The sequence below is a fragment of the Achromobacter sp. RTa genome (assembly GCF_000757485.1).
In the GTDB taxonomy this organism is placed as follows: domain Bacteria; phylum Pseudomonadota; class Gammaproteobacteria; order Burkholderiales; family Burkholderiaceae_B; genus Achromobacter.
The window spans coordinates 337,189-360,852 of the sequence record NZ_JPYO01000027.1 but is presented as its reverse complement, the minus strand read 5'-3'; the positions used below and the strand labels follow the sequence as shown (position 1 = coordinate 360,852).

Genomic DNA, 23,664 nt, shown 5'->3' with positions numbered 1-23,664 from the left:
CACGGCGGGCGGTAAGGTATCGTTGCGTTCGCATCCGCCTCTCCGATCATCGACCCGCCATGGCTACATCCAAACGCTCTTCCCGAATTCCGTCCGCCGCCGCCGATGCGCAACGGGGCTCGCCGCAGGCCATGCTGTCCCGCATCCAGAGCCTGTTGCCGTCGATGGGGGCGGCTTCGCAGCGCATAGGCGAATTCGTCATACGCCATCCCGCCGAAGTGGTTCACATGTCGGTGAGCGAGGTGGCGGAACGCACCCAGTGCAGCGAAGGCAGCGTGGTGGGCTTCTGCAAGCTGCTGGGCGCCACGGGCTTCCAGCAATTGAAGATCGCGCTGGCGCAGCAAATCGTGCAGCCGGTGCAATACATCCATGAAGACCTGGCCGCCCACGACACGCCGGCGCAGGTCATCAGCAAGATCTTCCACAGCAATATCCAGACCTTGCAGGAAACCGAATCGGTGCTGGACGTGGCGGCGCTGTCTGCGGCGGTGGATCTGATCCGCGGCGCGCGCCGGGTGGAGATCTATGGGATCGGCAGCTCGGCGGTCATCGCCCACGACGCGCACTACCGCATGCTGCGTATCGGCCTGCACGCCACGGCAGTCACCGATTCCCACGTGCAGGCCATCAGCGCATCGCTGACCGGGCCGGACGTCGCGGTGCTGACGATTTCCCACTCGGGCAGCACGCATGAGACCGTGCTGGCGACGCGGCTGGCCAAGGAGGCCGGCGCGCGCACGGTCTGCATCACCAATTTCGGCAAATCGCCGATCCAGGAATACGCCGACGTGGTGCTGCACACCATGTCGCGCGAGACGCGTTTCCGCACCGAGGCGATGACCAGCCGGCTGGCCCAGCTGGCCATCATCGATACCCTGATCGCCTGCCTGGCCCTGTCCGATTACGACAAGGCCGTCTCCACGCTGCGCAGCACCTTCGACGTGCTGTCGAACAAGCGTTATTGATCGCCCTCGATGCCCGCCGGCAGCTCATGCCGGCGCGCGCATGCGCTATCCAGCAGGCTGGCTACGTCCGGGGCGTCCGCGTAGGGCGCATTGCCGACCAGCAGGTAACCGATACCCAGGCGTACCGCGCCCAGCGCATCGGTGCGCACGTTGTCGCCGATGACCGTGGTGTCGGCCGGCGTCAGGCCCAGCCGGCGCATGCCTTCCTCCAGCAGCATGGCGCCAGGCTTGCCGAACACCTGCGGCCGCACGCCGGGCACGCAGGCCAGCACCGACTGCAGCAGCGCGCCCGTCTCGGGGACGACGACCCCCTGCGGACCCGGGTGGGTGAGGTCGCCATTGCTGGCCATCAACACCGCGCCATGCGCAAGCTCCCGCGCCAGGGTCTGCAGCGTGCCATAGCCAAAGGCGAGATCGCGCGCCAGCAGGACGATGTCCGCGTCGCGGGACACCGGCGTCAAGCCCAGGCCGGCGGCGCAGGCGTGCATGGCATCCGAGGCGCAGAGCATCAGCCTGGCGCCTGGATGCTGGCGGGCGATATGGCGCAAGGCCTGTTCACCGGCCAGGACCAGCGCTTCGGACTGCACCGGCAGGCCCATTGCCCGTAAACGCGGCGCCAGGCCGGCCGCCGTATCGGTGGAGTTGTTGGACACGATGACATAGCGTCCCGCCCAGCGGGTCAGCAGTTCGCTGGCGCCGGGTATCACTTCAGGCCCGCGTATCAGGGTTCCGTCCAGATCCAGGATCAGGCCGCGCGAGCGCGTGGTCCAGGGCGGCTCGGCGGTTGGGGCTTGCGGGGGGGAAGAGAGGGGAGTGCAGGCAATGCGGGTCATGGATCGGCGAGGAGGCGTCGAAGCGCGTGCGGGTTGAGGGAGTGGGCGCCCGCGACGATTCAGGCATACCCGGCGGCTGTGATTTTATCTGAACAAAATTCAAAAATTCATTTTTTTGATTTGAGTAATTTTCATTTGCCTGTCATGTGCGATGACTAACCTGCGTTCCGGAATCAGGGCCGCGCCCCCTTGCGCCCCGATGGCAACTTCTCCAAGACCAGGAACATGCAAATGAAAATCCGCACCTGCGCGCCCGCTCTGGCGCTGCTTTCCCTGCTGGCCGCCGCGCCCCTCGCCCAAGCCCAATCCCAGCCCGACGGCTCGCAACAGCGTCCGCTGCGCGTGCTGCTCATTCCAGCCGATGGCGGCACCGAGTCGGGCACCAAGGCCGACTACGCCCCGATCTTCAACGCCATCACGCGCAGCACGGGCCTGCATTTCCAATTGACGGTGGGCCAGTCCTACGGCGCCGTGGTGGAAGGCATGTGCAATCAGCTGGCCGAGGTGGCGTTCCTCGGTCCCGTTTCCTACGTGCAGGCGCATGAGCGCCATTGCGCGCAATTGCTGGCCGTGGGAGTGCAGAAGGGCGAATCCGCGTACTACGCCGCGATGTTCGCCAAGGCGGGTTCGCCGATCAATTCGCTGGCCGACCTGAAGGGCAGGCGCGCCGCGTTCGGCGACGTGAATTCGGCCTCCAGCTTCACCTTCCAGGTTGCGTCCATGATCAAGGACGGCATGGACCCCGCCAAGGACCTGGCGGCGCTGCAGCTGACCGGCAGCCATGCCAGCAGCCTGGCCGCGCTGGTGCAGGGCCAGGTCGACGCGGCCGCGCTGTCGTTCGATTCCTTCGACAAGGCCGTGCGCCAGGGCGCGGTGGATCCGAAGTCCGTGAAGGTGATTTTCAAGAGCGAGCCCATTCCGTACCCGCCGCTGGCGATGAACACCAAGCTGCCGGAGCCGCTCAAGGCCGCGCTCAAGCAGGCATTTTCCAAGGTGCACCAGGCGCCCGGCGTGACCCCGGACATGGTGCGCGGCTATGGCGGCGCCAAGCTCGACCGCTTCGATACCGAGTTTTCCGAGGCGCAGTTCGCCGGCCCCGCGTCGAAGATGGCCCTGCTGACCGACGAAATCAAGGGCGAAATCCTGCAGAAGGCGGCACAGCGGTGACCGCCGGGGCAAGGGAAATGGACATGCTGCGCTACGAATCCGTGGGCATGCGCTACGCCGACGGCACAACCGCGCTGGATTCGGTTTCGCTGCGGGTGCCGCGCGGCCAGTTCTGCGTGATCCTGGGCGCGTCGGGCGCTGGAAAATCGACCTTGCTGCGCATGGCCAATGGGCTGATCGCGCCGACACAGGGTGAAGTGTGGGTCGATGGCACGCAGGTGCAGGCATCGACGCTGGCGGCCGTGCGGCCGCGGATCGGCATGGTGCATCAGCACTTCAACCTGGTGTCGCGCGCCACGGTGGCGACCAACGTACTGTCGGGCGCGCTGCCGCGCCTGCCGGCATGGCGCGCCTATCTGATGCGCTTTCCGGCAGAGTTGCGCGAGCGTGCCTGTCGGCTGGTGCGCGAGGTCGGCCTGCAGCCCGAACACCTGCAACGCCGGGTGAGCGAATTGTCAGGCGGCCAGCAACAGCGCGTGGGCATTGCCCGCGCCTTCATGCTGGCGCCCGCCTTGCTGCTGGCCGACGAACCCGTGGCCAGCCTGGACCCGCGCATCAGCCGCGACATTCTGGAGCTGTTGCGCAATCAGGCGCGGGAGCGCGGCGCGACCGTGCTTTGCAGCCTGCACCAGGTCGACCTGGCGCGGGAGTTCGCTGACCGCATCGTTGCCTTGCGCCACGGCCTCATGATGTTCGACGGGCCCGCCGGCCAGTTCGATGAGGCCACCGCCCGCGCGCTGTACCAGGCCGCGCGGCCGGAGGGCGGCGCCATGCCGCCCGGACTGGCGAGCCCAGGCGCCGCCAGCCCGCGCTCCGCCCCATCGATACGGCCGGTAGCCTTGTCCGCGGGAGGCGCGCAATGAACACTCGTGCGGAAAGCGCCGGATGGCGCCTGGATCCGCCCTACGGCGCCAGGGCACTGCTGATCGTCATTACGGCGCTGATGTTGTTCCTCTACACCGGCCAGCGGGTGGAAATGGGCCGCATGGCGGCATTGACCCTGGACGGCGCGCTGGCCGCGGTCGGGTTGAAGGAGCAGTCCCAGGTGACGTCGGGCCTGGGCGCCTTGGCCGGCAACCTGTTCCCGCTACAGGTCTCGTATCGCACGGAGACTTCGCGCATCGAAGGCTTCGATCCTGAAAAGCTGCCTTGGCTGTCGCGCGTGGAAACGGTGCAGGCGACCGAAAGCCGGTTGAATCCGCACACGCTGAAAATGGAAGACGAGGTATCCACGCAGACCTACCTGGTGGAACCGCTGGGCTATCTGTGGCGGGTGGCGGTCAAGATGGTCGAGACCTTCGAGATCGCAATCTGGGCGACGCTTCTGGCTGTGCTGGGCAGTGCGCCGCTGGCCTATTGCAGCGCGCGCAACTACGCGCCCAACCGTCTGCTCTACGTGGCGGCGCGGGCAGTGGTCAGCATGTTCCGCGCCATGCCGGAATTGATCTGCGCACTGTTCCTGGTGCTGGCCTACGGCTTCGGTCCGATCGCCGGAGTGCTGGCGCTGGCCATTCACTCGATGGGATTCCTGGGCAAGTTCTACGCCGAGGACATCGAGACGGCCGATACCAAGCCGCAAGAGGCGCTGGCCGCAATCGGGGCCGGCAAGCCGCGCGTGCTGGCCTACGCGGTGCTGCCGCAGGTAATGCCCAAGTTCACTGGCTACACGCTGTACATCCTGGACCGCAACGTGCGCATGGCCACGGTCGTGGGACTGGTGGGCGCGGGCGGCATCGGGCAGGAACTGAAAGGCCGCTACGACATGTACCAGTACGCCCACGTCGGGACCATCCTCGTCGTGATCTTCATCACCGTGTTCTTGCTGGACCAGGTTGCCGCGCGGTTGCGGCGCCGCTTGAGCTGAGCCGGCGCGGCGGCCAGCCCGGCCGCCGCGCCCCGATAGGTTTCCTGCCGGACCGACCCGGCAACGTTCCATGACCAGGAGTTTTCATGACCCCGTACTTTGCACTGGGCCGCGCCCTTTTTGCGGCCATCGCCCTGAGCCTGACCCTTGCCGCTTGCGGCGGCGATGACGACTCGGATGACGACACGGCCTCGCCGCCCGAGACCGAGCAGCCCGAGCCGCAGCCGCCCGCGCCGCAACTGCGCTGCGCGCCTTGAACGTCCGTTCCGCCCAACCCAACGCATGAGTAGCCCCATGACCAAGACCCATACCTCGCATCCCGCCAGCGCGTCCCCGTCCTTGCCGGGGCGCCGCCAGTTCTTCCGCGCATCGGCCCAGGCGGCCGGCGCATTGTCGGCGATGGCGTTGCTGCCCGCCTCCATCCAGCGCGCGCTGGCCATTCCCGCAGCGGTCGACAGCGGCACGATCAAGGACATCAAGCACATCGTGATCCTGATGCAGGAGAACCGCTCGTTCGACCATTATTTCGGCACCATGCGCGGCGTGCGCGGCTTTGGCGACCGCTTCCCGATTCCGTTGGCCAGCGGCAAGTCGGTGTTTTTCCAGCCCGATCCCAAGGGCGGCCAGGACATCCAGCCCTTCCGCCGCGATTCCCGCACCAGCAATGCGCTGATCGGATCGGGCACGCCGCACAATTTCCCCGATCAGCAAGCGGCCTGGAACCAGGGGAAGATGGACCAGTGGATCCAGTTCAAGAACCAGGCAACCATGGGCTTCTTCATGCGCGAGGACATTCCGTTCCAGTTCGCGCTGGCCGACGCGTTCACGGTGTGCGACGGCTACCACTGTTCCATCCTGACCGGCACCGACCCGAACCGCATCGTGTTCTGGTCGGGCGCCAATGCCAACCCAGAACTGCGCAAGCTGGGCATCAATTGCACGGACACCGATTCCGAGCCCGTCAACTCGCGCTGCTGGCCCAGCCCCTCCAACTGGATGGCGGGCCGCGCGCAGGAAGCGGACGGCTCTGGCCAGATCGACCCCGTGACGGGCGCCTACAACTACAAGTACAAGAACAGCGCCTTCAAGTGGGACACCTTGCCCGATCTGCTGCAGCGCGCTGGAGTCAGCTGGCACATCTACCAGAACATGAACAACAACTGGACGGGCGCGATGCACGGCTGCCTGGCTTTCCAGAGTTTCCGCACCGCGCAGCCGGGTTCGCCCATCTATGAGCACGGCCTGACGGGCGGCCCCGAAAAGAACGACGGCGCCGTGAATTTCCTGGCCCAGCTGAAGCAGGACGTGGCCAATGGCACTTTGCCGGAGGTGTCGTGGGTGCTGCCCACGCAGGCCCTGGCCGAGCACCCGGGCAGCAGCGAAGGCGTGGCCGGCGCGGCCGATTTCATTGCCGACGTGCTGGACGCGCTGACCTCGAACCCCGACGTCTGGAGTAAGACCGCGCTATTCGTGACTTTCGACGAGAACGACGGCTTCTTCGACCACGCGGCGATGCCGGCCGTGCCGTCCTATGACGCCAACGGCGTGTTGATGGGCAAGTCCACCGTGCCGCTGGAGGGCGAGTATTTCGATGCCTCCGTGGGCAACTACCTGAAGGCAGAGGACACCATCACCGGCAATATCCGTCCGTGGGGCCTGAGTTCGCGCGTGCCGATGTACGTGGTGTCGCCGTGGAGCAAGGGCGGCTGGGTCAATTCGCAAGTGTTCGACCACACCTCGGTGGGCCGGTTCCTGGAGCAGCGCTTCGGCATCCAGGTGGACGCCATCAGCCCCTGGAGCCGCGCGGTCTGCGGTGACCTCACCACCTGCTTCGACTTCGCCAATCCCAACGATCCAAGCGTTCCCAAACTGCCCGACACGAGCAACTATCCCGCCATCAATGCGGCGCAGAAACTTCTGCCGACCACCGCGGTGACCCAGGCGCCCGCCATTCCGCAACCGCTGTACCAGGAGGCCGGCACGCGGCTGTCCCGCGCGCTGCCCTACGAGCTGCACACCAGCGCCCGCCTGGGCCAGGACGGCGCCGTGGAACTGCTGTTCAGCAACACGGGCGAAGCTGGCGCCGTGTTCCATGTCTACGACAAGCGCAATCTGGACTTGATTCCGCGACGCTACACCGTTGAAGCGGGCAAGACGCTGTCCGACACGTGGACCGGGGGAGACTACGAGCTATGGGTCTACAGCAGCAACGGCTTCGTACGGACCTTTGCCGGCAACACGCAGCGGGGTGCGGCCCTGGAAGTGCAGGTCTGCTACGAACCCGCCGGCAGCGCGCTGTACGTGAAGGTGTCCAACCGCGGCACGGCCCGCCTGCAGGCGGCGCTGCAGTCCAACGCCTACCGCACGGATGGCCCCTGGACCCTGGCGGTCGAGCCGGGCGCGGTGGCGGAACACCATTGGTCCATCAAGGAAAGCGGCAATTGGTACGACTTCACCGTGACCGCCGAAGGCTTCGAGCGGCGTTTCGCCGGGCGCATGGAGAACGGCCGTCCCAGCGTCAGCGATCCGGCCATGGCGCTTCACCTGTGACCTGCGAGGCATAAGCGGGCCGGGCGCGCATCGGGGTGCGGGCCCGGCCGGTCCAGAACAACAAACGACCAAATACACATGAAAAACACATATGCAATTCTTGCCGCCAACGGCTTGTCCGTGGCGGTCCTGGCGGGAGCGCTGGCGGGCGGCTCGGCCGCGCATGCGCAGACCGCGCCGCCCGTGCAGTGGGATGGCAGCAATCTTGGCTACGGGCCTGGCGCGGGCCAGGGCGTGACGGGCAAGGGCAATCATGCGATAGGCAAGAACGCCGGCGCCAATGTGGCGGGCAGCAACAACATCGCCCTGGGCAACGGCGCGGGCAAGGACGTGTCCACCAACTGGAATCTTGCGATTGGCGAGGGGGCCGGTTCCAAGGTCGGAGGCAAGAACGCCAACCAGGCCATCGGCTACTACGCCGGCACCAATGTGCAGGGTGGCTGGAACCAGTCGTTCGGCCGCAGCGCAGGCCAGAACGTGACGGGCGACTACAACGATGCCTACGGGTTCTGGGCAGGCACGGACACCGTGGGCAACAACAATGCCGCCTATGGCACCAACGCCGGGCGCAACGTCGCCGGCAATGGCAATTCGGCCTTCGGCCAGGAGGCCGGCCGCGATGTTGTCGGAGACGGCAATCTGGCCCAGGGCCAGAACGCGGGCCAGCATGTGGAGGGCGACGGCAACCTGGCGCAGGGCAGGAATGCCGGGCAGAACGTGACCGGTTCCAACAACCTGGCCGCCGGCGCCTATGCGGGCTACGGCGTGAAGGGCGACGGCAACACGGCAAGCGGCCTGGCCGCCGGCCGCGACGTCGTCGGCAACCGCAACGTGGCGCAGGGCGCCGCCGCGGGCTCGGGCATGCGCGGCAGCGACAACGTGTCGATCGGTTCGAACGCGGGGCGGGGTTCCGTTGCGGACCGCAGCGTGTCGGTGGGCGCGGAATCGGCTGCGGCCACTCAGAGCGTCGCAGTCGGCGCTGGCGCCGTGGCGGCAGCGGGCAACAGCGTGGCGCTGGGCGCCGGTTCCACGGCGGCGCGCGGCGCGCAGGAGAACTACGAGGCCTATGGCATGGCGCAGCCCCAGAACTCCTCGGGCGAAGTAAACATGGGCGGGCGCCAGGTGACGGGCGTGGCCGCGGGCAGCGAGGACACCGATGCCGTCAATGTGGCGCAGTTGCGCGCCGTCGGCAGCGCGGGCGAGGCGCGGGTAGGCGCGGTCGAGCGTTCCCTGCAGAACCTGCGCAGCGACCTGGATTCCCAGGAGCGCATGCTGAGCGCGGGCGTGGCCGCGGCCATGGCGACGGCCTCCCTGCCGCAAGCCTATCTGCCCGGACGCAACATGCTGTCCATGGCCGGCGGCACCTGGAATGGCGAATCGGGCTATGCCCTGGGCCTGTCGCGAGTTTCCGGCGGCGGTCGCTGGGTCTACAAGGTTTCCGCCAACGGCACGTCGCGCGGCGATTTCGGCGGTGCGGCGGGGGTGGGATACCAGTGGTGAGGCCGGGCCTGCGATAATGCCGCAAGCGCTGCGGCCGGCGATGGGTTGCAGACCGCCGCCAGCACAGTCATACCCGGATCGGCCCCATGGAAAAGCGTTTGATGCCATCGATGATGGCGCTCCAGTGTTTCGAGGCGGTGGCGCGGCACATGAGCTTTACGCGCGCCGCCGAGGAACTGCACATGACCCAGAGCGCGATCAGCAAGCAGATCGCGCAACTGGAGGCGCTCCTGCGCAATCCGCTGTTTCTGCGGGTGCGGCGACGCCTGCAGTTGACGCCGGCCGGGGCCTTGTACCAATCGGAGGTGCGGGCCATCCTGAACCAGGTGGACATGTCCTCGCGCTACATCCTGACCTACGGCAGCGAAACCCAGGTGCTCACCATCGGCACCCAGCCCACGTTCGGCGCGCGCTGGCTGATACCGCGCCTGCAAGGGTTCATGGCCGCGCACCCGGACATCCAGGTCAAGGTGCGCAGCGAAACCCGGCCCTTCGACCTGATGCAGGCCAAGATCGACATTTCCTTCTTCTTCGGCCACGGCACCTTGCCCGGCGCCCAGTGCCGCGAACTGTTCGAGGCCGAGGTCGTGCCAGTCTGCGCGCCCGGCTTCCTGCCGGGAGATCGGGTGGACAGCCTGGAGGCGCTGAGCGAACAGGCGCTGATCCAGTGCGCTTCGCGGCCCGAGGCCTGGCACGACTACTTCTCGCGCCAGCATTTCCAGTCCGACCGCAGCTACCACGGCCCTCGTTTCGACACCTTCTACATGTGCGTGCGCGCGGCCGAAGGCGGCTGCGGCATCGCCCTGACGCCGCGGCTGCTGGCCGAAGACGAGTTGCAGGCCGGCAAGCTGGTGATTCCCTGGGGCTATGTGCAGCCCAGCGACGGGGCGTACTTCGTCGCCTATTCGGAGCATTCGGCGGAAGTTCCGAAGATCAAGCAATTCGTCGCCTGGGTGGAGAAAGAGGCAGAACAGAAGCGCGCCCTGGACGCCCGGCGCGCGCGGTCCATGAAAAAATGGACTGATTAAGCCGATTTTTTTCATTTGATTGCGGCGGCGCGTCATGATTTCATGCGGCCATCCTTTGTCTACCGATGTGCCGAGCCCGCCATGAGTCAGAATTTCGTCAGCCCGGACCAGATCCGCGCCTGGTTCTCCCGCGCCATGTCCGACATGTACAAGTCGGAAGTGCCCCTGTATGACACGCTGCTGGACCTGGTCGCCCAGGTCAACGCCCAGACGCTGGCCGAACAGCCCGAACTGGCCGCGCAGCTGGCGCGCACGGGCGAGATCGAGCGCCTGGACATCGAGCGCCACGGCGCCATCCGAGTGGGCACGGCCGAGGAACTGGCCAACATGCGCCGCGTGTTCGCCGTGATGGGCATGCAGCCCGTGGGCTACTACGACCTTTCTCCGGCCGGCGTGCCCGTGCATTCGACCGCCTTCCGCGCCACGCACGAGGCCGCGCTGCAGGCCAGCCCGTTCCGCGTTTTCACCTCGCTGCTGCGCCTGGAATTGATCGGCGACGCGGAGCTGCGCGAGAAGGCCGCCCGCATTCTCGCGGCCCGCCAGATCTTCACCGCGAGGGCATTGGAGCTGGCCGCCCGCTTCGAGTCCGAAGGCGGCCTGGACGAAGCCAGCGCCCGGGAATTCGTGGGCGAGGCCCTGCACACCTTCCGCTGGCACGGCGAGGCCACGGTCAGCCTGGACGACTATCGTGAGCTGCATGGCCAGCACCGCCTGATCGCCGACGTGGTGGCCTTCAAGGGCCCGCACATCAATCACCTGACCCCGCGCACCCTGGACATCGATGAGGCCCAGGCGGAGATGCCGCGCCGCGGCGTATCGGCCAAGGCCGTGATCGAGGGCCCGCCGCCGCGCAAGTGTCCCATCCTGCTGCGCCAGACCAGCTTCAAGGCGCTGGAGGAGGCCGTGAGCTTCACTGGCGCCGATGGCCGCTCCGCGGTTGGCAGCCATACGGCCCGCTTCGGCGAGATCGAACAGCGCGGCGTGGCCCTGACGCGCAAGGGCCGGGCGCTGTACGACCATCTGCTGGACCTGGCGCGCACCCGCATCAGCGGCGCGCCCAATGAAAGCAACGCCGCGGCCTACATGCAGAACCTGCAGGAATGCTTCGCCGCGTTCCCCGACGATTACGCCGAACTCCATGCCCAGGGGCTTGCCTACTTCCGCTATTACCTGACGGGCAAGGAGGGCGCGCCTTCCGAGACCGATGCGCAATCGCTGATAGCCCAGGGCTACATCCGCTTCGAGCCGCTGGTGTATGAGGACTTCCTGCCGGTCAGCGCCGCAGGCATCTTCCAGTCGAACCTGGGCGACAAGGCGCAGGCCGAGTACGCGCAGAACGCCAGCCAGGCCGCCTTCGAGCAGGCCCTGGGCGCTGCGGTGCTGGATGAGCTGGCGCTCTACCAGGACACGCAGGACCGTTCGCTGGCCGCCTGCCTGCAGGCGCTCAGCGCGCCGGTGGCCGCATGAGCCGGTTGGACCGCTGCCTATCGGTGCGGGACTTCGAACGCGAGGCGCGGCGCATCATGCCGCGCTGCGTCGAGGGCTACGTCTGCGGCGGCACCGAGGATGGCGCGTCGCTCGACGAGAGCGTGCGCGCCCTGCGCGACATCGGTTTCCGCCCGCGCGGCCTGCGCGTGGTTGACCAGCGCGACAGCCAGGCCAGCCTGTTCGGGCAGGACTACGCCATGCCCGTGGGCTTCGCGCCCACTGGGTTTTCGGCCATCGTGATGCACGAGTGCGATCTGGCGCTGGCGCGCGCCGCCCAGGAGGCGCGGATTCCGTTCATTATCAGCGGCGCCTCCAGCGTGCCGCTGGAACGCCTGCAGGAGGCCACGGGCAAGCGCTGCTGGTACCAGGCCTATCTGCCGGGCAACATCGAACGCATCGCCAGATTGATGGCCCGCCTGCGGCAGGCCGAGATACCGGTGCTGGTCGTCACCATCGACACCTGCGTCGGCGCCAACCGCGAGAACCTGCAGCGGCTGGCCTTCACCGTGCCCTTCAAGATGAGCGCCAGCGTTGTGCTGGACGGCATGCTGCATCCGCGCTGGACACTGAATGTCTTCATGCGCACGCTGTTCGGCAGCGGCGTGCCGCGGTTCTCGAACCTGTACGAGGAAATCGGGCCGCCCATCACGCAGGACCCGCCCAACGGCTTTCGCGGCGAGCGCGACAAACTGTCGTGGGAGCACATCCGCTGGATCCGGAAGAACTGGCCCGGCAAGCTGGTGCTCAAGGGCGTGATGCACGCCGACGACGCGCGCCAGGCCTGCGAGGCCGGCGCCGACGGCGTCATCGTTTCCAATCACGGCGGACGCCAGCTCGACGGCTGCATTTCGCCGCTGCAGGCGCTGCCCGACGTCGTGGCGGCGGTGCCGCCAGGTTTTCCGGTCATGGTAGACGGAGGCTTTCGGCGGGGATCCGACGTGCTCAAGGCAATCGCGTTGGGCGCGCGCATGGTCTTCACCGGCCGGCCGCAGCTTTTTGGCGCGGCGGTCGGCGGCAATGCCGGCATCCGGAAAGTGGCGGAGATATTCCGCAGCGAGATCTCGACCAACATGGCGCTGCTCGGCTGCCGCACGCTGGCCGACGTCACGCCGGACTTGATCGCGCCGATACGTCCCGCCTGCCCCGCGTAGGGCGGACGGGGCCGCGGCGCGGCCCAAAGGGCGGCCTTGCCCAGACAACAACAAAAATAGCGGCGCCCATTCGGGCGCGCTCATTCGTTTTCGACAGGAGGAAACATGAAGAAAACCTATACCAAACTGGCTGGCGCCGTGGCGGTGCTCGCTTGCTTCGCATCCGGCCCGGCCCTGGCCCAGGCCGGCGCCTATCCGTCCAAGCCGGTCCGGCTGGTCGTGGGCTATGCCCCGGGCGGCACGACCGATATCAGCGCGCGCATGATCGCCGACGTGCTGGGCAAGGAATTCGGCCAGACCTTCGTTGTGGAGAACAAGCCCGGCGCCAACAGCAACATTGGCGCCGAGTCCGTCGCCCGTTCGGCGCCCGACGGCTACACCCTGTTCGTGGGCTCCATCTCCACCGCGATCAACCAGTCGCTGTACTCCAAAATGTCCTACGACGCGCTCAAGGACCTGGACGCCGTCGCGCTGCTGAATGTGGTGCCGAACATCCTGGCGGTCAACGCCAGCGTGCCCGTCAAGACCGTGCAGGAATACATCGACTACGCAAAGAAGAATCCCGGCAAGCTGACCTGCGCCTCGCCCGGCAATGGTTCGTCCGCGCACCTGGGCTGCGAGCTGTTCAAGATGAAGACCGGCATCGACATCCTGCACGTGCCTTACCGTGGCAGCGGTCCGGCCGTGGCGGACCTGCTGGGCGGGCAGGTGGACTCGATCTTCGACAACCTGCCGCCGCTGCTGCCCCACGTCCGCGCGGGCAAGCTGACCGGCCTGGCCGTCACCACCGGCTCCCGCGTCCCGTTCGCGCCGGAAATCCCGACCATCGCCGAATCCGGCGTGCCGGGCTTTGACGTGGCGGCGTGGTTCGGCCTGTTCGCGCCCGCCGGCACTCCGCCGGAAATCGTCCAGAAGGTCAACGCCGCCGTCAACAAGGCCCTGACCTCCGACGCCGCCCTGGCCGCCAGCTACCAGACCAACGGCTTCCTGATGCCTCCGCCGCCCAACACGCCGCAAGCGTTCAAGGCCTTCATGGAAAGCGAAACCCGCAAGTGGGGCGAGGTCGTCAAGGCGACCAATCTGCAAATCAACTGAGGCAAGGCGCCCCGGGGCGCTCCAAAGGCCGAGGGGATGGGTGGTGCCCGGATGGCAAAATAGGGCCGGGCTCACCCGAAATCCAATTTGCGTGATAGAATGCTCGACTTTCCAGGAAAGCTTGTCTTTCCGGGTGGAATAGCCGACGTGGTGAAATTGGTAGACACGCTATCTTGAGGGGGTAGTGGCGAAAGCTGTGCGAGTTCGAGTCTCGCCGTCGGCACCAAGAATTTGTTCCAGGGCATACCTGGAAGTGTAAAGAACCCGCATCTCTCCTATGAGGATGCGGGTTTTTTGTCGCTGGGCCGTCCCAAGACAAAAACGCCCCCTTGGGGGGCAGCAAGCAGGCGAAGCCTGCGTGGCGTGGGGGCTCTTTTTTGTCGCTGGGCCGTCCCAAGACAAAAACGCCCCCTTGGGGGGCAGCAAGCAGGCGAAGCCTGCGTGGCGTGGGGGCTCTTTTCCCGCGCAGGAGCCGGGCTGAAGCGGCAGGCCTCATCCCCGTACAACTCTCGTACAACCCCGCAGTTGAGCCGGGCTGGGCGCGGGAACCGTGGTGCGGCTAGGCGGCGCCCCAGCGGGCGGCCGAGAACTTTTCCGCCATCATCAGGCCGCCGCGCCCCGTCGCCATCTCGGCGATGACCTCGCCCACGGCCGGCGCGATCTGAAAACCTCCACCCGAGAAGCCGAAGGCATGCAGCAGGCGCGGCGTTCGCGGGCTGAAGCCGATGACGGGGTTCTTGTCGGCAAAATAGCCTTCGATGCCGGACCAGCAGCGAATCACGCTGGCGCAGGCCAGCGCGGGCAATACGGACGGAGCGGTGCGGCCGAGTTCGGCGAGCGCGGCGCGGCCGGGCCGGCTGCGGTCTCCCGGCAGCGCGTTGCCGTAGCCGCCGCCCATGACGACGTTGCCGCGCGCGACCTGGCGGGCATAGAAGCCGCCGCCTTCCACGCCCAGCGACACGCCGATCTGGGGGGTGAGCGGCTCGGTGACCAGCATGGTCGGATACTTGACCTGCAAGGGCAGGTCGTCGCCGAACCAGCGGGCCACCGCCGCGCCCCAGGCGCCCGCGGCATTGATGACCGTGGCGGCGCGTATGCGCCGGCCGTCGGCGGCGGTCAGCAGGAAGTCGCCGCCCCGGGTGTCCGCCTGCGCGATGGCGCAGTGTTCGAGCAGGCTGGCGCCGGCGCGAGCGGCGGCGCGGGCGAAGGCGGGCGCGACCAGGCGCGGATTGGCCTGGCCATCCTGCGGGCACAGCGAGCCTCCGGCAAGGCCCGGCCCCAGCGCGGGAAAACGGCGGCGCAGCTCGGCTGCGTCGATGAGTTCCAGGCCCAGGTCGAAGTCGCTGACTTTGTCGCGGTAGGCGCGGAGCTTTTCCAGGTCGGACTCGGAGCGCGCCAGTTTCAGGTGGCCGCTGCGCACGTATTCCGCATCGGTGCCGATCAGTTCCGGCAGGCGCGACCAGATGCCGTGCGCGCGTTGCGCCAGGTAAAGCTGTTCGATCGAGCGTCCTTGCCGGCGCACGCCGCCGAAGTTGACGCCGCTGGCGCGTGCGCCGCTCGCGCCGCTGTCGACCAGCGCCGTGGCGACACCCAGGCGGCGCAGCGCCAGGGCGGCGCTGGCTCCCACCAGGCCGGCGCCAATGATGGCGACTTCGGTGTGCAGCGGGTTCATGGTTCCACCTTGCCTAGCATGGCCAGATTCAGGGGTTTGACCGGCGCCTGGCCGCGCAGGCGTCCTATGTCCGCCAAGGCCAGTCCACGGCAGTCGGCAAGCAGTTCGGCCGCGCCCGTCTGGCACATGCGCCCCTGGCACAGTCCCATGCCGATGCGAGTCAGCGCCTTCAGCCGGTTGAGGTCGTCGATGGCGTATTGCGCGGCTGCGGCGCGCAACGCGCCGGCACGCACTTCCTCGCAGCGGCAGACCATGACCGAGTCGTCGCAGGCGGCACCCGCGCCGGGCAGGGGAAAGGCCCGGTCCAGGCCGCGCCGAAACCGCGCCCAGCGCGCTTGGCGGCGGGCCAGCCACCGTACCCGGGCAGCGCTGACCGCGATGCCGCTGTCGGCCAGCATGGCCAGCGCGGCGCGTTCGCCAGCAAGCTCGGCCAGGATGGCGCCGCCTATGCCTGCGCCGTCACCGGCGAGGTAGACGCCAGCCGCCGAGCTGCGGCCGTCGGGATCGCGGCGCGGGAGCCAGGCGCGCTGTGTCGCGTCGAAGTCGAAGGCGCAGTCCAGCAAGTCTGCCAGCTGCGTTTCCGCGCGTAGTCCGTGGCCGACCGCGAGCGCGTCGCAAGGGATGGCGTGCGACTTGCCGTCCAAGGTTGCAAGCGCGCTCTCGACGCGGCCCGCGCCCTCGGCCGCGTCCAGCCGTGCTCCATGGTGCACGGGTACGCCGTGGGCGCGCAGCCACCCCAGGTAGTACAGGCCCTTGGCCAGCATGCCGGGTTGGCTCAACAGGGCCGGCGTGGCGCGAGCCTGTCCGCCCAGGGGCGCGCAATCCAGCACGGCTTGAACCTGGGCGCCGGCGCGCGCGTATTGGTAGGCGACCAGATAAAGCAAGGGACCGGTGCCGGCGAACACGATGCGCGGCCCGAACGTGCAGCCCTGGCTCTTCAGCGCGATCTGCGCGCCGCCCAGCGAGTAGACGCCGGGCAGCGTCCAGCCTGCGAAGGGAAGCACGCGGTCGGTGGCGCCGGTGGCGAGCAGCAGGCGGGAGTAGGGCAGAGTTTGCAATTCGCCGTCGCGGACCAGGTCCAGGATGCCCGGCGAGGCGTTCCACACAGCGGTAGCAGCCCGGTAGTCGGCGCGGGCGGCAAGATCCGCGCCCGCCGCGTGGATGGCTTGCGCACGCTTCCATTCGAAGCCATAGCGCTGGCGCGCGGCGCCGCGTGGCGTTGGGCTTTGGCGATAGATCTGACCGCCGGGCAAGGCGGCTTCGTCGACGATCACTGGCCGCAAGCCGTGGCGCAGCAGCGTCTGCGCGGCGCGTACGCCCGCGGGGCCCGCGCCGACCACCACCATGCGCGGCGCGTCGTCGGCGTCGGGCGGATTCATTTGCATGCGAGTTCTCCGGGCTGGGCGCTGAGCAGCTCCATGCCGTCTTGGGCTGCGGTGGAACAGGCGCGCAGGCGCGCGCCGTTCGCCGTCTGCACCCAGCAGTCCTGGCACGCGCCCATCAGGCAGAAGCCGGCGCGCGGCGCGCCTTCGCCCAGCGTGACGCGCAATTGCTGCGAGGCCAGCAGCAGCGCCGTCAGCACGGTGTCGCCTTCATGGGCCTGCAACGGCAGGCCGTTCCAGGTCAGGCTCAGCGGCGCCGAGGCGGGCGCCGACACACGGCGCAGCAGCGGCTTCATGCGGCGGTCTCCGCGCGGCGCAGTTGCGACAGGGTGCGGTCGGGCAGGATGATGTCGGCGTCGTAGCGCAGCTCCACGATGGCCGGCAGGCGATGCTCCCCCGCGTATGCCAGCGCGGCGTCGTAGACCGGCGCGAAATCCTCCGTGCGCTCGACCGTGGCGCCGTAGCCGCCGTAGCTTTGCGCCAGCCGCGCGAAATCGGGGTTGATCAGTTCCGTCGCCAGGGCGCGTCCGGGATAGGCGCGTTCCTGATGCAGGCGGATGGTGCCGAACAGGCCGTTGTTGAAGACCAGCACCACGATGCCCAGCCGGTACTGGACTGCGGTGGCCAGTTCCTGCATGGTCATCTGGAAACAGCCGTCGCCAGCGAAGCAGACCACGGCCGCAGCGCGGTCGCGCAGCTTGGCCGCGATGGCCGCGGGCAGGCCGTAGCCCATGGCGCCGACGGCGGGCGCGAGCTGGCTGCCCGGCCCCTTGAAGGCGATATGCCGGTGCGCGTAGAGCGCATAGTTGCCCGCGCCGACGGTGACGCAGGAATGCCGCGGCAGCATGGCCGCGACGTGGCGCGCCGCCGCGTTCAGGTCCAGCGGGCCAGGGGTGGGCGGCAGCTCAGGCGCCGCGGCCACCGCGTCGGCGCCGCGGCGGCGAGGCCGCCAGCCCGGCGTCGGCGTGAGTCCGGCGGCGGCCAGCGCGAAGCCATCCACGCTGGCGACCATGCCCAGCGCCGGGGTGCACAGCCGCCCGATCTCGTTGGCGTCCGGGTGGATGTGGACCAGGGTCTGGCGCGGAGTGGGAGTGGCCAACCATTCATAGTTGATGGTCGTCGGCTCGCACAGGCGCGTGCCCAGCGCGATGACCAGATCGCTGTCCATGACGGCGCGCTTCTGGTGCGCGGGCATGCTGGCGCTGACCTGGCCCACGAAATTGGGATGATCGTTGTCGAACAATTCCAGGCGGCGCCACGCAGTGGCCACGGGCAGGTCGAAGCGCAACGCGAAGTCGCGCACGGCTTCGCGCGCGGCCGCCGGCCAGCGCGACCCGCCCAGCAGCAGCAAGGGGCGTTCTGCGGCTTCCAGCAGTTCACGCAGGCGCAGCATGTCTGCGTCTGCCGGACGGGCGCAGGGCGGCTGCGGCGGGGCGGCCAAGGCTACGTCGGCGACGCTGGACAGCATGTCTTCGGGCAAGGAGAGGACCACGGGCCCCGGCCGGCCGCTAGTTGCGATCGCCCAGGCGCGCGCCAGGTATTCGGGAATGCGGTCGGCCCGTTCGATCTGCGCCACCCATTTCGCCAGGGGCGCGTACATGGCGCGGTAGTCCACTTCCTGGAAGCACTGGCGGTCGGCGGTATCGCCGCCGACCTGGCCGATGAACAGGATCATGGGCGTGGAGTCTTCCCTTGCCGTGTGCACGCCGATCGCCGCATTGGTCGCGCCTGGACCGCGCGAGACGAAGCAGATGCCCGGCTGGCCGGTCAGCTTGCCGTGCGCCTCGGCCATGTAGGCGGCGCCGCCCTCCTGGCGGCAGACTACCGCTTCGATTGCGCCGCGTCGGGCGTAGAGCGCGTCGATGCAGGGCAGGAAGCTCTCGCCCGGCACCATGAACACACGCTCCACGCCATAGGCCTGCAACTGCGCGACCAGCAGTTCGCCGCCGCTGCGGACGCCCGGGGCCGGCGCGCTCATGCCGCGTCTCCTTGCAGGGCGCGGGCCACGAGCTCCGCGCCGTAATCGCGTTCCGCCGCGGCCCTGCTGACCTTGCCGCCCAGCAAGTCGTTGCGGATGGCGGCCGCGCCGCGTTCGGCCGGGGCGCCGTAGCCGCCGCCTCCGGGCGTCTCCAGGCGCACGGACTGGCCGCTGGCCAAGGCGTGGCCGGCGATCTTGTTGGGCAGGCGCTGCTCGTCTTCGCGGCCGGGGTTCTGCACCACGCGCGAGGTGCCTCCCGTCAGGCCGCCGTTCAGGCCGGCGGCGCCGAATAGCGCGGCGTCGCAGCGGATGGTGCAGATCAACTGGTCGTGCAGCGAACGGATCTGGCGTGCGATGCCCATGCCGCCGCGGTGGCGTCCCGCGCCGCCGCTGTCGTTGACCAGTGCGTATTCTTCGACCAGCAGGGGGTACTCGATCTCCAGCGCTTCGGCGGGCAGGTTGGAGGTATTGGTTACGTGCACCTGTATGCCGTCCATGCCGTCGCCCTGCGCGCGTCCGCCCGCGCCGCCGCCGAGCGTCTCCAGGTAGACGAAGGTGCCCTTGCCGTCCTGCATGGGCACGGAGAACAGCATGGAAGGCATGACGTCGTTGCACGAGGCCATGGCGCGGTCGGGCGGCAGCAGCTGGCCCAGTGCGCCGATCACGGTGCCGGCTACGCGCTGCGCGGTGGTGACACGCGCGCCTACCGCCGCCGGAAAGCGCGGGTTGGTAATGGTGCCCTCGGGGGCGGTGATGGTGATGGGCTGGAACAGGCCGTTGTTGGGCATGAGCTCGGGGTCGAGCATGGCCTTCACGGCGAAGTAGACGCTGGCGTTCAGGGCGCTGGCGGGCAGGTTGAAGGCGCCGCGCGCCTGCTTGCTGGTGCCCGTGAAATCCACATGGAGCTGTCCGTCGCGCGCCTGCACGTTGGCCTGGATGGTGACGGGGTCGCCGCCCATGCCGTCGTCGTCCATGCGCTCGGTGAAGGTGTAGGTGCCGGACGGCAGCTGCGCGATCCGGTTGCGCAGGCGCCGTTCCGTGTACACCATGATGCTGTCGATGGCGGACAGCACGGTATGCAGGCCGGATTGCTGCACCAGTTCCAGCATCAGCCTGGCGCCTTTGTCGTTGGTGGCGATCTGGGCGCGGATGTCGTGCATCCGGTTGTCCGGCTCGCGCGTGTTGTGCGCGATCATCTCCAGCAGGTCCATGTCCAGCTCTCCCTCGCGCACGATGCGCATGGCGGGTAGCCTGATGCCTTCCTCCCACACCGTCTTCAGATGGTGCGAGGTGGAGCCGGGGACCGCGCCGCCCACGTCGGTATGGTGGCCGATGTTGGCTGCGAAGAAGCGCAGCACGCCGTCGTGGAAGATAGGCGTGATGACAGTGATGTCCGGCGCGTGAGTGCCGCCGGCCAGATAGGCGTCATTGCACAGGAAGGCGTCGCCGGGACGCACGCCGGCCGCGCCATAGCGCCGCAGCACGGCGTCGATGCCGCCGGACAGCGATCCCAGGTGGACGGGCACGTGGGCGGCCTGCGCCACCAGGCGTCCAGCGGCGTCGAACAGCGCCACGGAGCAGTCCTTGCGTTCTTTGATGTTGGTCGAAAAAGAGGAGCGGATCAGCGTGTTGCCCATTTCTTCGGTAATGGACAGCAGGCGGTTGCTGAAGACCTCCATTTCAATGGGGTCGAAAGCGTCCGTGCCGGAGGCGGATGTCGATGGGGTGCTCATGGCGTTCGCCTTAGATATTGAGGTTGACGACGAGGTTGCCGTATTCGTCGGCGCGCGCCTGCTGGCCCGGCAGCACGACGGTGGTCGAGCTCATTTCCTCGATCACGGCCGGCCCGTTCACCGGCGTGTCCACCGGCAGCAAGGCGCGGCGCAGGATGGGCGTGTCCACCCAGCCCGAACCCTCGAAGTACACGTTGCGGCGTTCCTTCAGGGCGCCGGCCACGCTGTCGCCGCCCTGCACGCGGGCCAGGGGCGCGCGCGGCACCAGGCCGGTGGCGCGCACCCGGCAATTGACGATCTCCACCGGACGGCCGGCGGCGTCATAGCCGTATTCGCGCACGTGCGCCGCGCTGAATGCCGCGACGAACTCGTCCAGCGGCATCAACCTCATGCCGTCCAGCGGTACGGCGATCTCGAAGTTCTGACCCTGATAGCGCGCGTCGATCACGGCGGACAGGCGCTGTTCCGAGACGTTCACGCCCTCGCTGGACAGCCAGGCCCGCGCCTTGCCGGCCAGGGTTTCCAGCGCTTCCTGCACCGCCGTCCAGCCGCTGGCGGTGGCGTGAGCCATCAGCGTCTGCACGAAGTCCATGGAAATGTCGGACAGCAGGATGCCGCGCGCGCACATGGTGCCGGGCTCCTGCGGAATCAGCAGGGTGCTTATGCCGCAGTCCCGCGCCAGTTCGGCGGCATGCAGGCCGCCCGCGCCGCCGAAGGCGCACAGCGCGAACTTGCGGATGTCATGACCTCGTTCGGTGGAGACCGCGCGCACCGCGCGCGCCATGTTGGAGTTGGCGATGCGCAGGATGCCGTAGGCGGCTTCCTCGACGCTCAGTCCCAGCGGGCGGGCGATCTGCGCTTCCAGCGCCTCGCGCGCCTGGCGCGCATGCACGGCCATGCGGCCTTCCAGCAATGCGACCGGATTCAGGCGGCCCAGCACGACGTGGGCGTCGGTGATGGTCACGACCTGGCCGCCGCGGTTGTAGGCGATGGGGCCAGGAACCGCGCCCGCGCTCTGCGGGCCGACCTTGAGCGCGCCCGCGTCATCGATGCGCGCGATGCTGCCGCCGCCAGCGCCGATGACGTGCACGTCCACCATCTGGGTCTTGACCGGATAGTCGGCCACCAGGCGGCTGGAAGTGAACAGCGGCCGCAGCTCGGCCACCAGCGACACGTCGGTGCTGGTGCCGCCCACGTCGAAGGTGATCAGGTTGGGCAGGCCGGCCACGCGGCCCAGCTCGGTTGCGCCGATCACGCCGGCGGCCGGGCCCGACACGCAGGTGCGTACAGGGGCCGTGAGCACCGATTCCACCGACATCAGGCCTCCGTTGGAGTGCACCGTGGTCGGCTCGGCGGCCACGCCCATGCCGCGCACGGAGCTCACCAGATTGCGCATGTAGCCGGCCATGCGCGGGCCCACATAGGCATTGAGCGCGGTGGTGGACATGCGTTCGTATTCGCGGAACTCCGGCAGGATCTCGCTGGACACGCTCAGGTAGACGCCCGGCAGATGTTCGGCCAGGATGTCGCGGGTGCGGCGTTCATGCGCATTGTTGCGGTAGCTGTGCATGAAGCAGATGGCGACCGATTCGACGCGGGCCGCGGCCAGTTCGCGCGCCACCGCCACCACCTCGTCCTCGTCCAGCGCCTGTAGCACGGAGCCGTCGGCGCCGATGCGCTCGGTCACTTCGAAACGCCACTCGCGCGGCGCCAGCGGCTGCGGCTTGGTGACGTTGTAATCGTACAGGTGGGGGCGCGTCTGCCGGCCGATCTCCAGCACGTCACGAAAGCCGCGCGTGGTGACCAGTGCGCAGCGCGAGCCTCGACGCTCGATCACCATGTTGGTGGCCACCGTGGTGCCGTGGCCCACGTGCGCCAGTTCGGAGCCGGCGATCTCGTATTCGCGGATCAGGTGGGCCAGGCCTGCCTGAATGGCCTCGGACGGATCGTGCGGCGTCGAAGGCACCTTGAAATAATGCAGCTCGCCGGTGTGCTCGGCAAGCAGGGTGAAATCGGTGAACGTGCCGCCTACGTCGAAGCCGACGCGAAAACGGCGGGCGCCCGGGGCGGATGCGGTCTGGGTCACGCTGGTCTCCAGGATGCTGGCGCCCAAGGCGCCGGGAGTGGGATGACCAGAATGCTATTGATGCACCATCATTCGGTCTAATCAAAGATTGGTATCAGTGATTATCACTGTTGTGAATGATTTATCAGTACGAATGCGACTCCGCAGGCTGGGCCTGGTCGAACACCATCCCTTGCGCCTGGCAGACCTTGAGGATCTCTTCGCGCAGCCAGCGATGCGCGGGGATATTGTCCGAGCGCTCGTGCCAGATCAGGTTGACGGTGCGCGGCGCGAACGGAAAAGGAGCTTCGACCGCTTCCAGCAGATGGCTGTAGGGGCTGTTGCGCACGGTGTTCAGGGGCACCACGCAGATCAGGTCGGTCTCGGCCAATAGGCGCGGGGCCAGCGCGAACTGGTTGATGGTGAGCACCACATTGCGCTTGTAGCCGTGGGGCGCGAGTTCGTGGTCGATCAGGGTGGGCGTGCCCAGCAGGCTGACCATCAGGTGGCGCGCGCGCAGGAAACTGTCCAGCGTGAAGCGCGGCTGCGCCAGCAGCGGGTGCCCCTTGCGCATGGCGCAGACGTAGGTCAACGTTTCCAGCGGCAAGGTGCGCAGCGACGAGCCGAAGTTCGAATACACGCCGGCCGCCATGTCGACTTCGCCTTTTTCCAGCAGCACGCCGGCATTGTCGAGCGAGTAGGGATGGAGGTGAATGCGCACATTGGGCGCCACGGTCTGCTGCTCCACGAACAGCGGCCGGATGACCTGATCCGCCACATAGTCGGACATGGCCATGCGGAACACGGCCTCGGAGCGCGCCGGATCGAAATCGTTGCGTTCCAGCGTGTCGGCAATGCGGGCCAGCGCGTCTCGGATTGGGGGCCACAGCAGCTCGGCGCGCTGGGTGGGCAGCACCCCGCCCTGGATTTTCACGAACAGGGGATCCTTCAAGGTCAGGCGCAGCCGGTTGATGGCATTGCTGACCGCAGGCTGCGTCATGTGCAGCGCCGAGGCCGCGCGTGTGACGTTGCGTTCGGTCATGACCGCGTCGAAGATGCGCAGCAGGTTCAGGTCCATCGAGGTCAGCATCGCAGTCTCAGGTGATTATCAACTTTGGTGATAGAGATCTATTTTAATTGTTGATTAGCCATATAACGTGGGACCGCTTAATCTTCCCCGGGTGCAAGCGCAG

The 23,664-nt window shown here is 67.9% G+C and carries 19 protein-coding genes and 1 tRNA gene; 12 read left to right on the top strand and 8 right to left on the bottom strand.

Annotation, left to right across the window (positions count from 1 at the left end):
* Positions 1–59 precede the first annotated feature (59 nt).
* The gene (locus tag JL37_RS09755) at positions 60–965 is read left to right on the top strand and encodes a MurR/RpiR family transcriptional regulator (RefSeq protein ID WP_231570322.1); all 906 of its coding nucleotides are present in this window, start codon (positions 60–62) and stop codon (positions 963–965) included.
* Here JL37_RS09755 and JL37_RS09750 read toward each other — a convergent pair.
* Positions 959–1,798, bottom strand: a complete 840-nt coding sequence (locus JL37_RS09750) for an HAD-IIA family hydrolase (protein WP_043543632.1) — start codon at positions 1,796–1,798, stop codon at positions 959–961. The two genes, JL37_RS09755 and JL37_RS09750, sit on opposite strands and share 7 nt — an antisense overlap.
* Before the next feature lie 231 nt (positions 1,799–2,029).
* Here JL37_RS09750 and JL37_RS09745 point away from each other — a divergent pair, with 231 nt between their 5' ends.
* From JL37_RS09745 to JL37_RS09700, 11 genes are all read left to right on the top strand, one after another.
* Positions 2,030–2,965, top strand: a complete 936-nt coding sequence (locus JL37_RS09745; RefSeq protein ID WP_043543630.1) for a phosphate/phosphite/phosphonate ABC transporter substrate-binding protein — start codon at positions 2,030–2,032, stop codon at positions 2,963–2,965.
* Between the two features lie 23 nt (positions 2,966–2,988).
* Complete coding sequence (locus tag JL37_RS09740; protein WP_197064590.1) at positions 2,989–3,828, top strand: phosphonate ABC transporter ATP-binding protein; 840 nt, start codon at positions 2,989–2,991, stop codon at positions 3,826–3,828.
* A complete protein-coding gene (gene phnE, locus JL37_RS09735; protein ID WP_043543627.1) occupies positions 3,825–4,829 on the top strand; it encodes a phosphonate ABC transporter, permease protein PhnE in 1,005 nt (334 codons plus the stop codon). Before JL37_RS09740 ends, phnE begins: the two co-directional genes overlap by 4 nt.
* A gap of 86 nt (positions 4,830–4,915) precedes the next feature.
* Positions 4,916–5,086, top strand: coding sequence for a hypothetical protein (locus tag JL37_RS30660; protein WP_197064589.1), 171 nt, complete (start codon positions 4,916–4,918; stop codon positions 5,084–5,086).
* Between the two features lie 37 nt (positions 5,087–5,123).
* Entirely contained in the window at positions 5,124–7,379 is a 2,256-nt protein-coding gene (locus JL37_RS09730) for a phosphocholine-specific phospholipase C (RefSeq protein ID WP_052097043.1), read from the top strand.
* Between the two features lie 78 nt (positions 7,380–7,457).
* Positions 7,458–8,879 carry a YadA-like family protein gene (locus JL37_RS09725; protein ID WP_081955018.1) on the top strand — a complete coding sequence of 474 codons (1,422 nt, stop codon included), beginning with the start codon at positions 7,458–7,460 and terminating at the stop codon, positions 8,877–8,879.
* Positions 8,880–8,965: 86 nt separating this feature from the next.
* Positions 8,966–9,907: a LysR substrate-binding domain-containing protein gene (locus JL37_RS09720; RefSeq protein WP_043543624.1), complete on the top strand. Its 942-nt coding sequence runs from the start codon at positions 8,966–8,968 to the stop codon at positions 9,905–9,907.
* Between the two features lie 81 nt (positions 9,908–9,988).
* Positions 9,989–11,374 (top strand): VOC family protein, encoded by a 1,386-nt coding sequence (locus JL37_RS09715; protein ID WP_043543623.1) that lies wholly within the window; start codon positions 9,989–9,991, stop codon positions 11,372–11,374.
* A complete protein-coding gene (locus tag JL37_RS09710) occupies positions 11,371–12,546 on the top strand; it encodes an alpha-hydroxy acid oxidase (RefSeq protein ID WP_043543621.1) in 1,176 nt (391 codons plus the stop codon). Before JL37_RS09715 ends, JL37_RS09710 begins: the two co-directional genes overlap by 4 nt.
* A 105-nt stretch (positions 12,547–12,651) precedes the next feature.
* Positions 12,652–13,641 carry a tripartite tricarboxylate transporter substrate binding protein gene (locus tag JL37_RS09705; RefSeq protein ID WP_043543620.1) on the top strand — a complete coding sequence of 330 codons (990 nt, stop codon included), beginning with the start codon at positions 12,652–12,654 and terminating at the stop codon, positions 13,639–13,641.
* 141 nt (positions 13,642–13,782) lie between these two features.
* Positions 13,783–13,867 (top strand) — tRNA-Leu (locus JL37_RS09700).
* A 333-nt stretch (positions 13,868–14,200) separates the two neighbouring features.
* On the opposite strand, the gene JL37_RS09695 is transcribed toward JL37_RS09700, so the two are convergent.
* The 7 genes from JL37_RS09695 to JL37_RS09665 form a co-directional block, all read right to left on the bottom strand.
* Positions 14,201–15,313: an FAD-binding oxidoreductase gene (locus JL37_RS09695; RefSeq protein ID WP_043543619.1), complete on the bottom strand. Its 1,113-nt coding sequence runs from the start codon at positions 15,311–15,313 to the stop codon at positions 14,201–14,203.
* Positions 15,310–16,698, bottom strand: a complete 1,389-nt coding sequence (locus JL37_RS09690; protein ID WP_052097040.1) for an NAD(P)/FAD-dependent oxidoreductase — start codon at positions 16,696–16,698, stop codon at positions 15,310–15,312. Before JL37_RS09690 ends, JL37_RS09695 begins: the two co-directional genes overlap by 4 nt.
* Positions 16,689–16,991 carry a (2Fe-2S)-binding protein gene (locus tag JL37_RS09685; RefSeq protein ID WP_043543618.1) on the bottom strand — a complete coding sequence of 101 codons (303 nt, stop codon included), beginning with the start codon at positions 16,989–16,991 and terminating at the stop codon, positions 16,689–16,691. Before JL37_RS09685 ends, JL37_RS09690 begins: the two co-directional genes overlap by 10 nt.
* On the bottom strand, positions 16,988–18,673 hold the full coding sequence (locus JL37_RS09680) for a thiamine pyrophosphate-dependent enzyme (protein WP_043543617.1): 1,686 nt from the start codon (positions 18,671–18,673) through the stop codon (positions 16,988–16,990). The genes JL37_RS09685 and JL37_RS09680 overlap by 4 nt, the downstream gene beginning before the upstream one ends.
* Positions 18,670–20,406, bottom strand: a complete 1,737-nt coding sequence (locus JL37_RS09675) for a hydantoinase B/oxoprolinase family protein (protein WP_043543615.1) — start codon at positions 20,404–20,406, stop codon at positions 18,670–18,672. The genes JL37_RS09680 and JL37_RS09675 overlap by 4 nt, the downstream gene beginning before the upstream one ends.
* A 10-nt stretch (positions 20,407–20,416) precedes the next feature.
* Positions 20,417–22,492, bottom strand: coding sequence for a hydantoinase/oxoprolinase family protein (locus JL37_RS09670; protein WP_052097058.1), 2,076 nt, complete (start codon positions 22,490–22,492; stop codon positions 20,417–20,419).
* A gap of 124 nt (positions 22,493–22,616) precedes the next feature.
* Positions 22,617–23,561, bottom strand: a complete 945-nt coding sequence (locus JL37_RS09665; protein ID WP_043543613.1) for a LysR family transcriptional regulator — start codon at positions 23,559–23,561, stop codon at positions 22,617–22,619.
* Between the last annotated feature and the right edge of the window lie 103 nt (positions 23,562–23,664).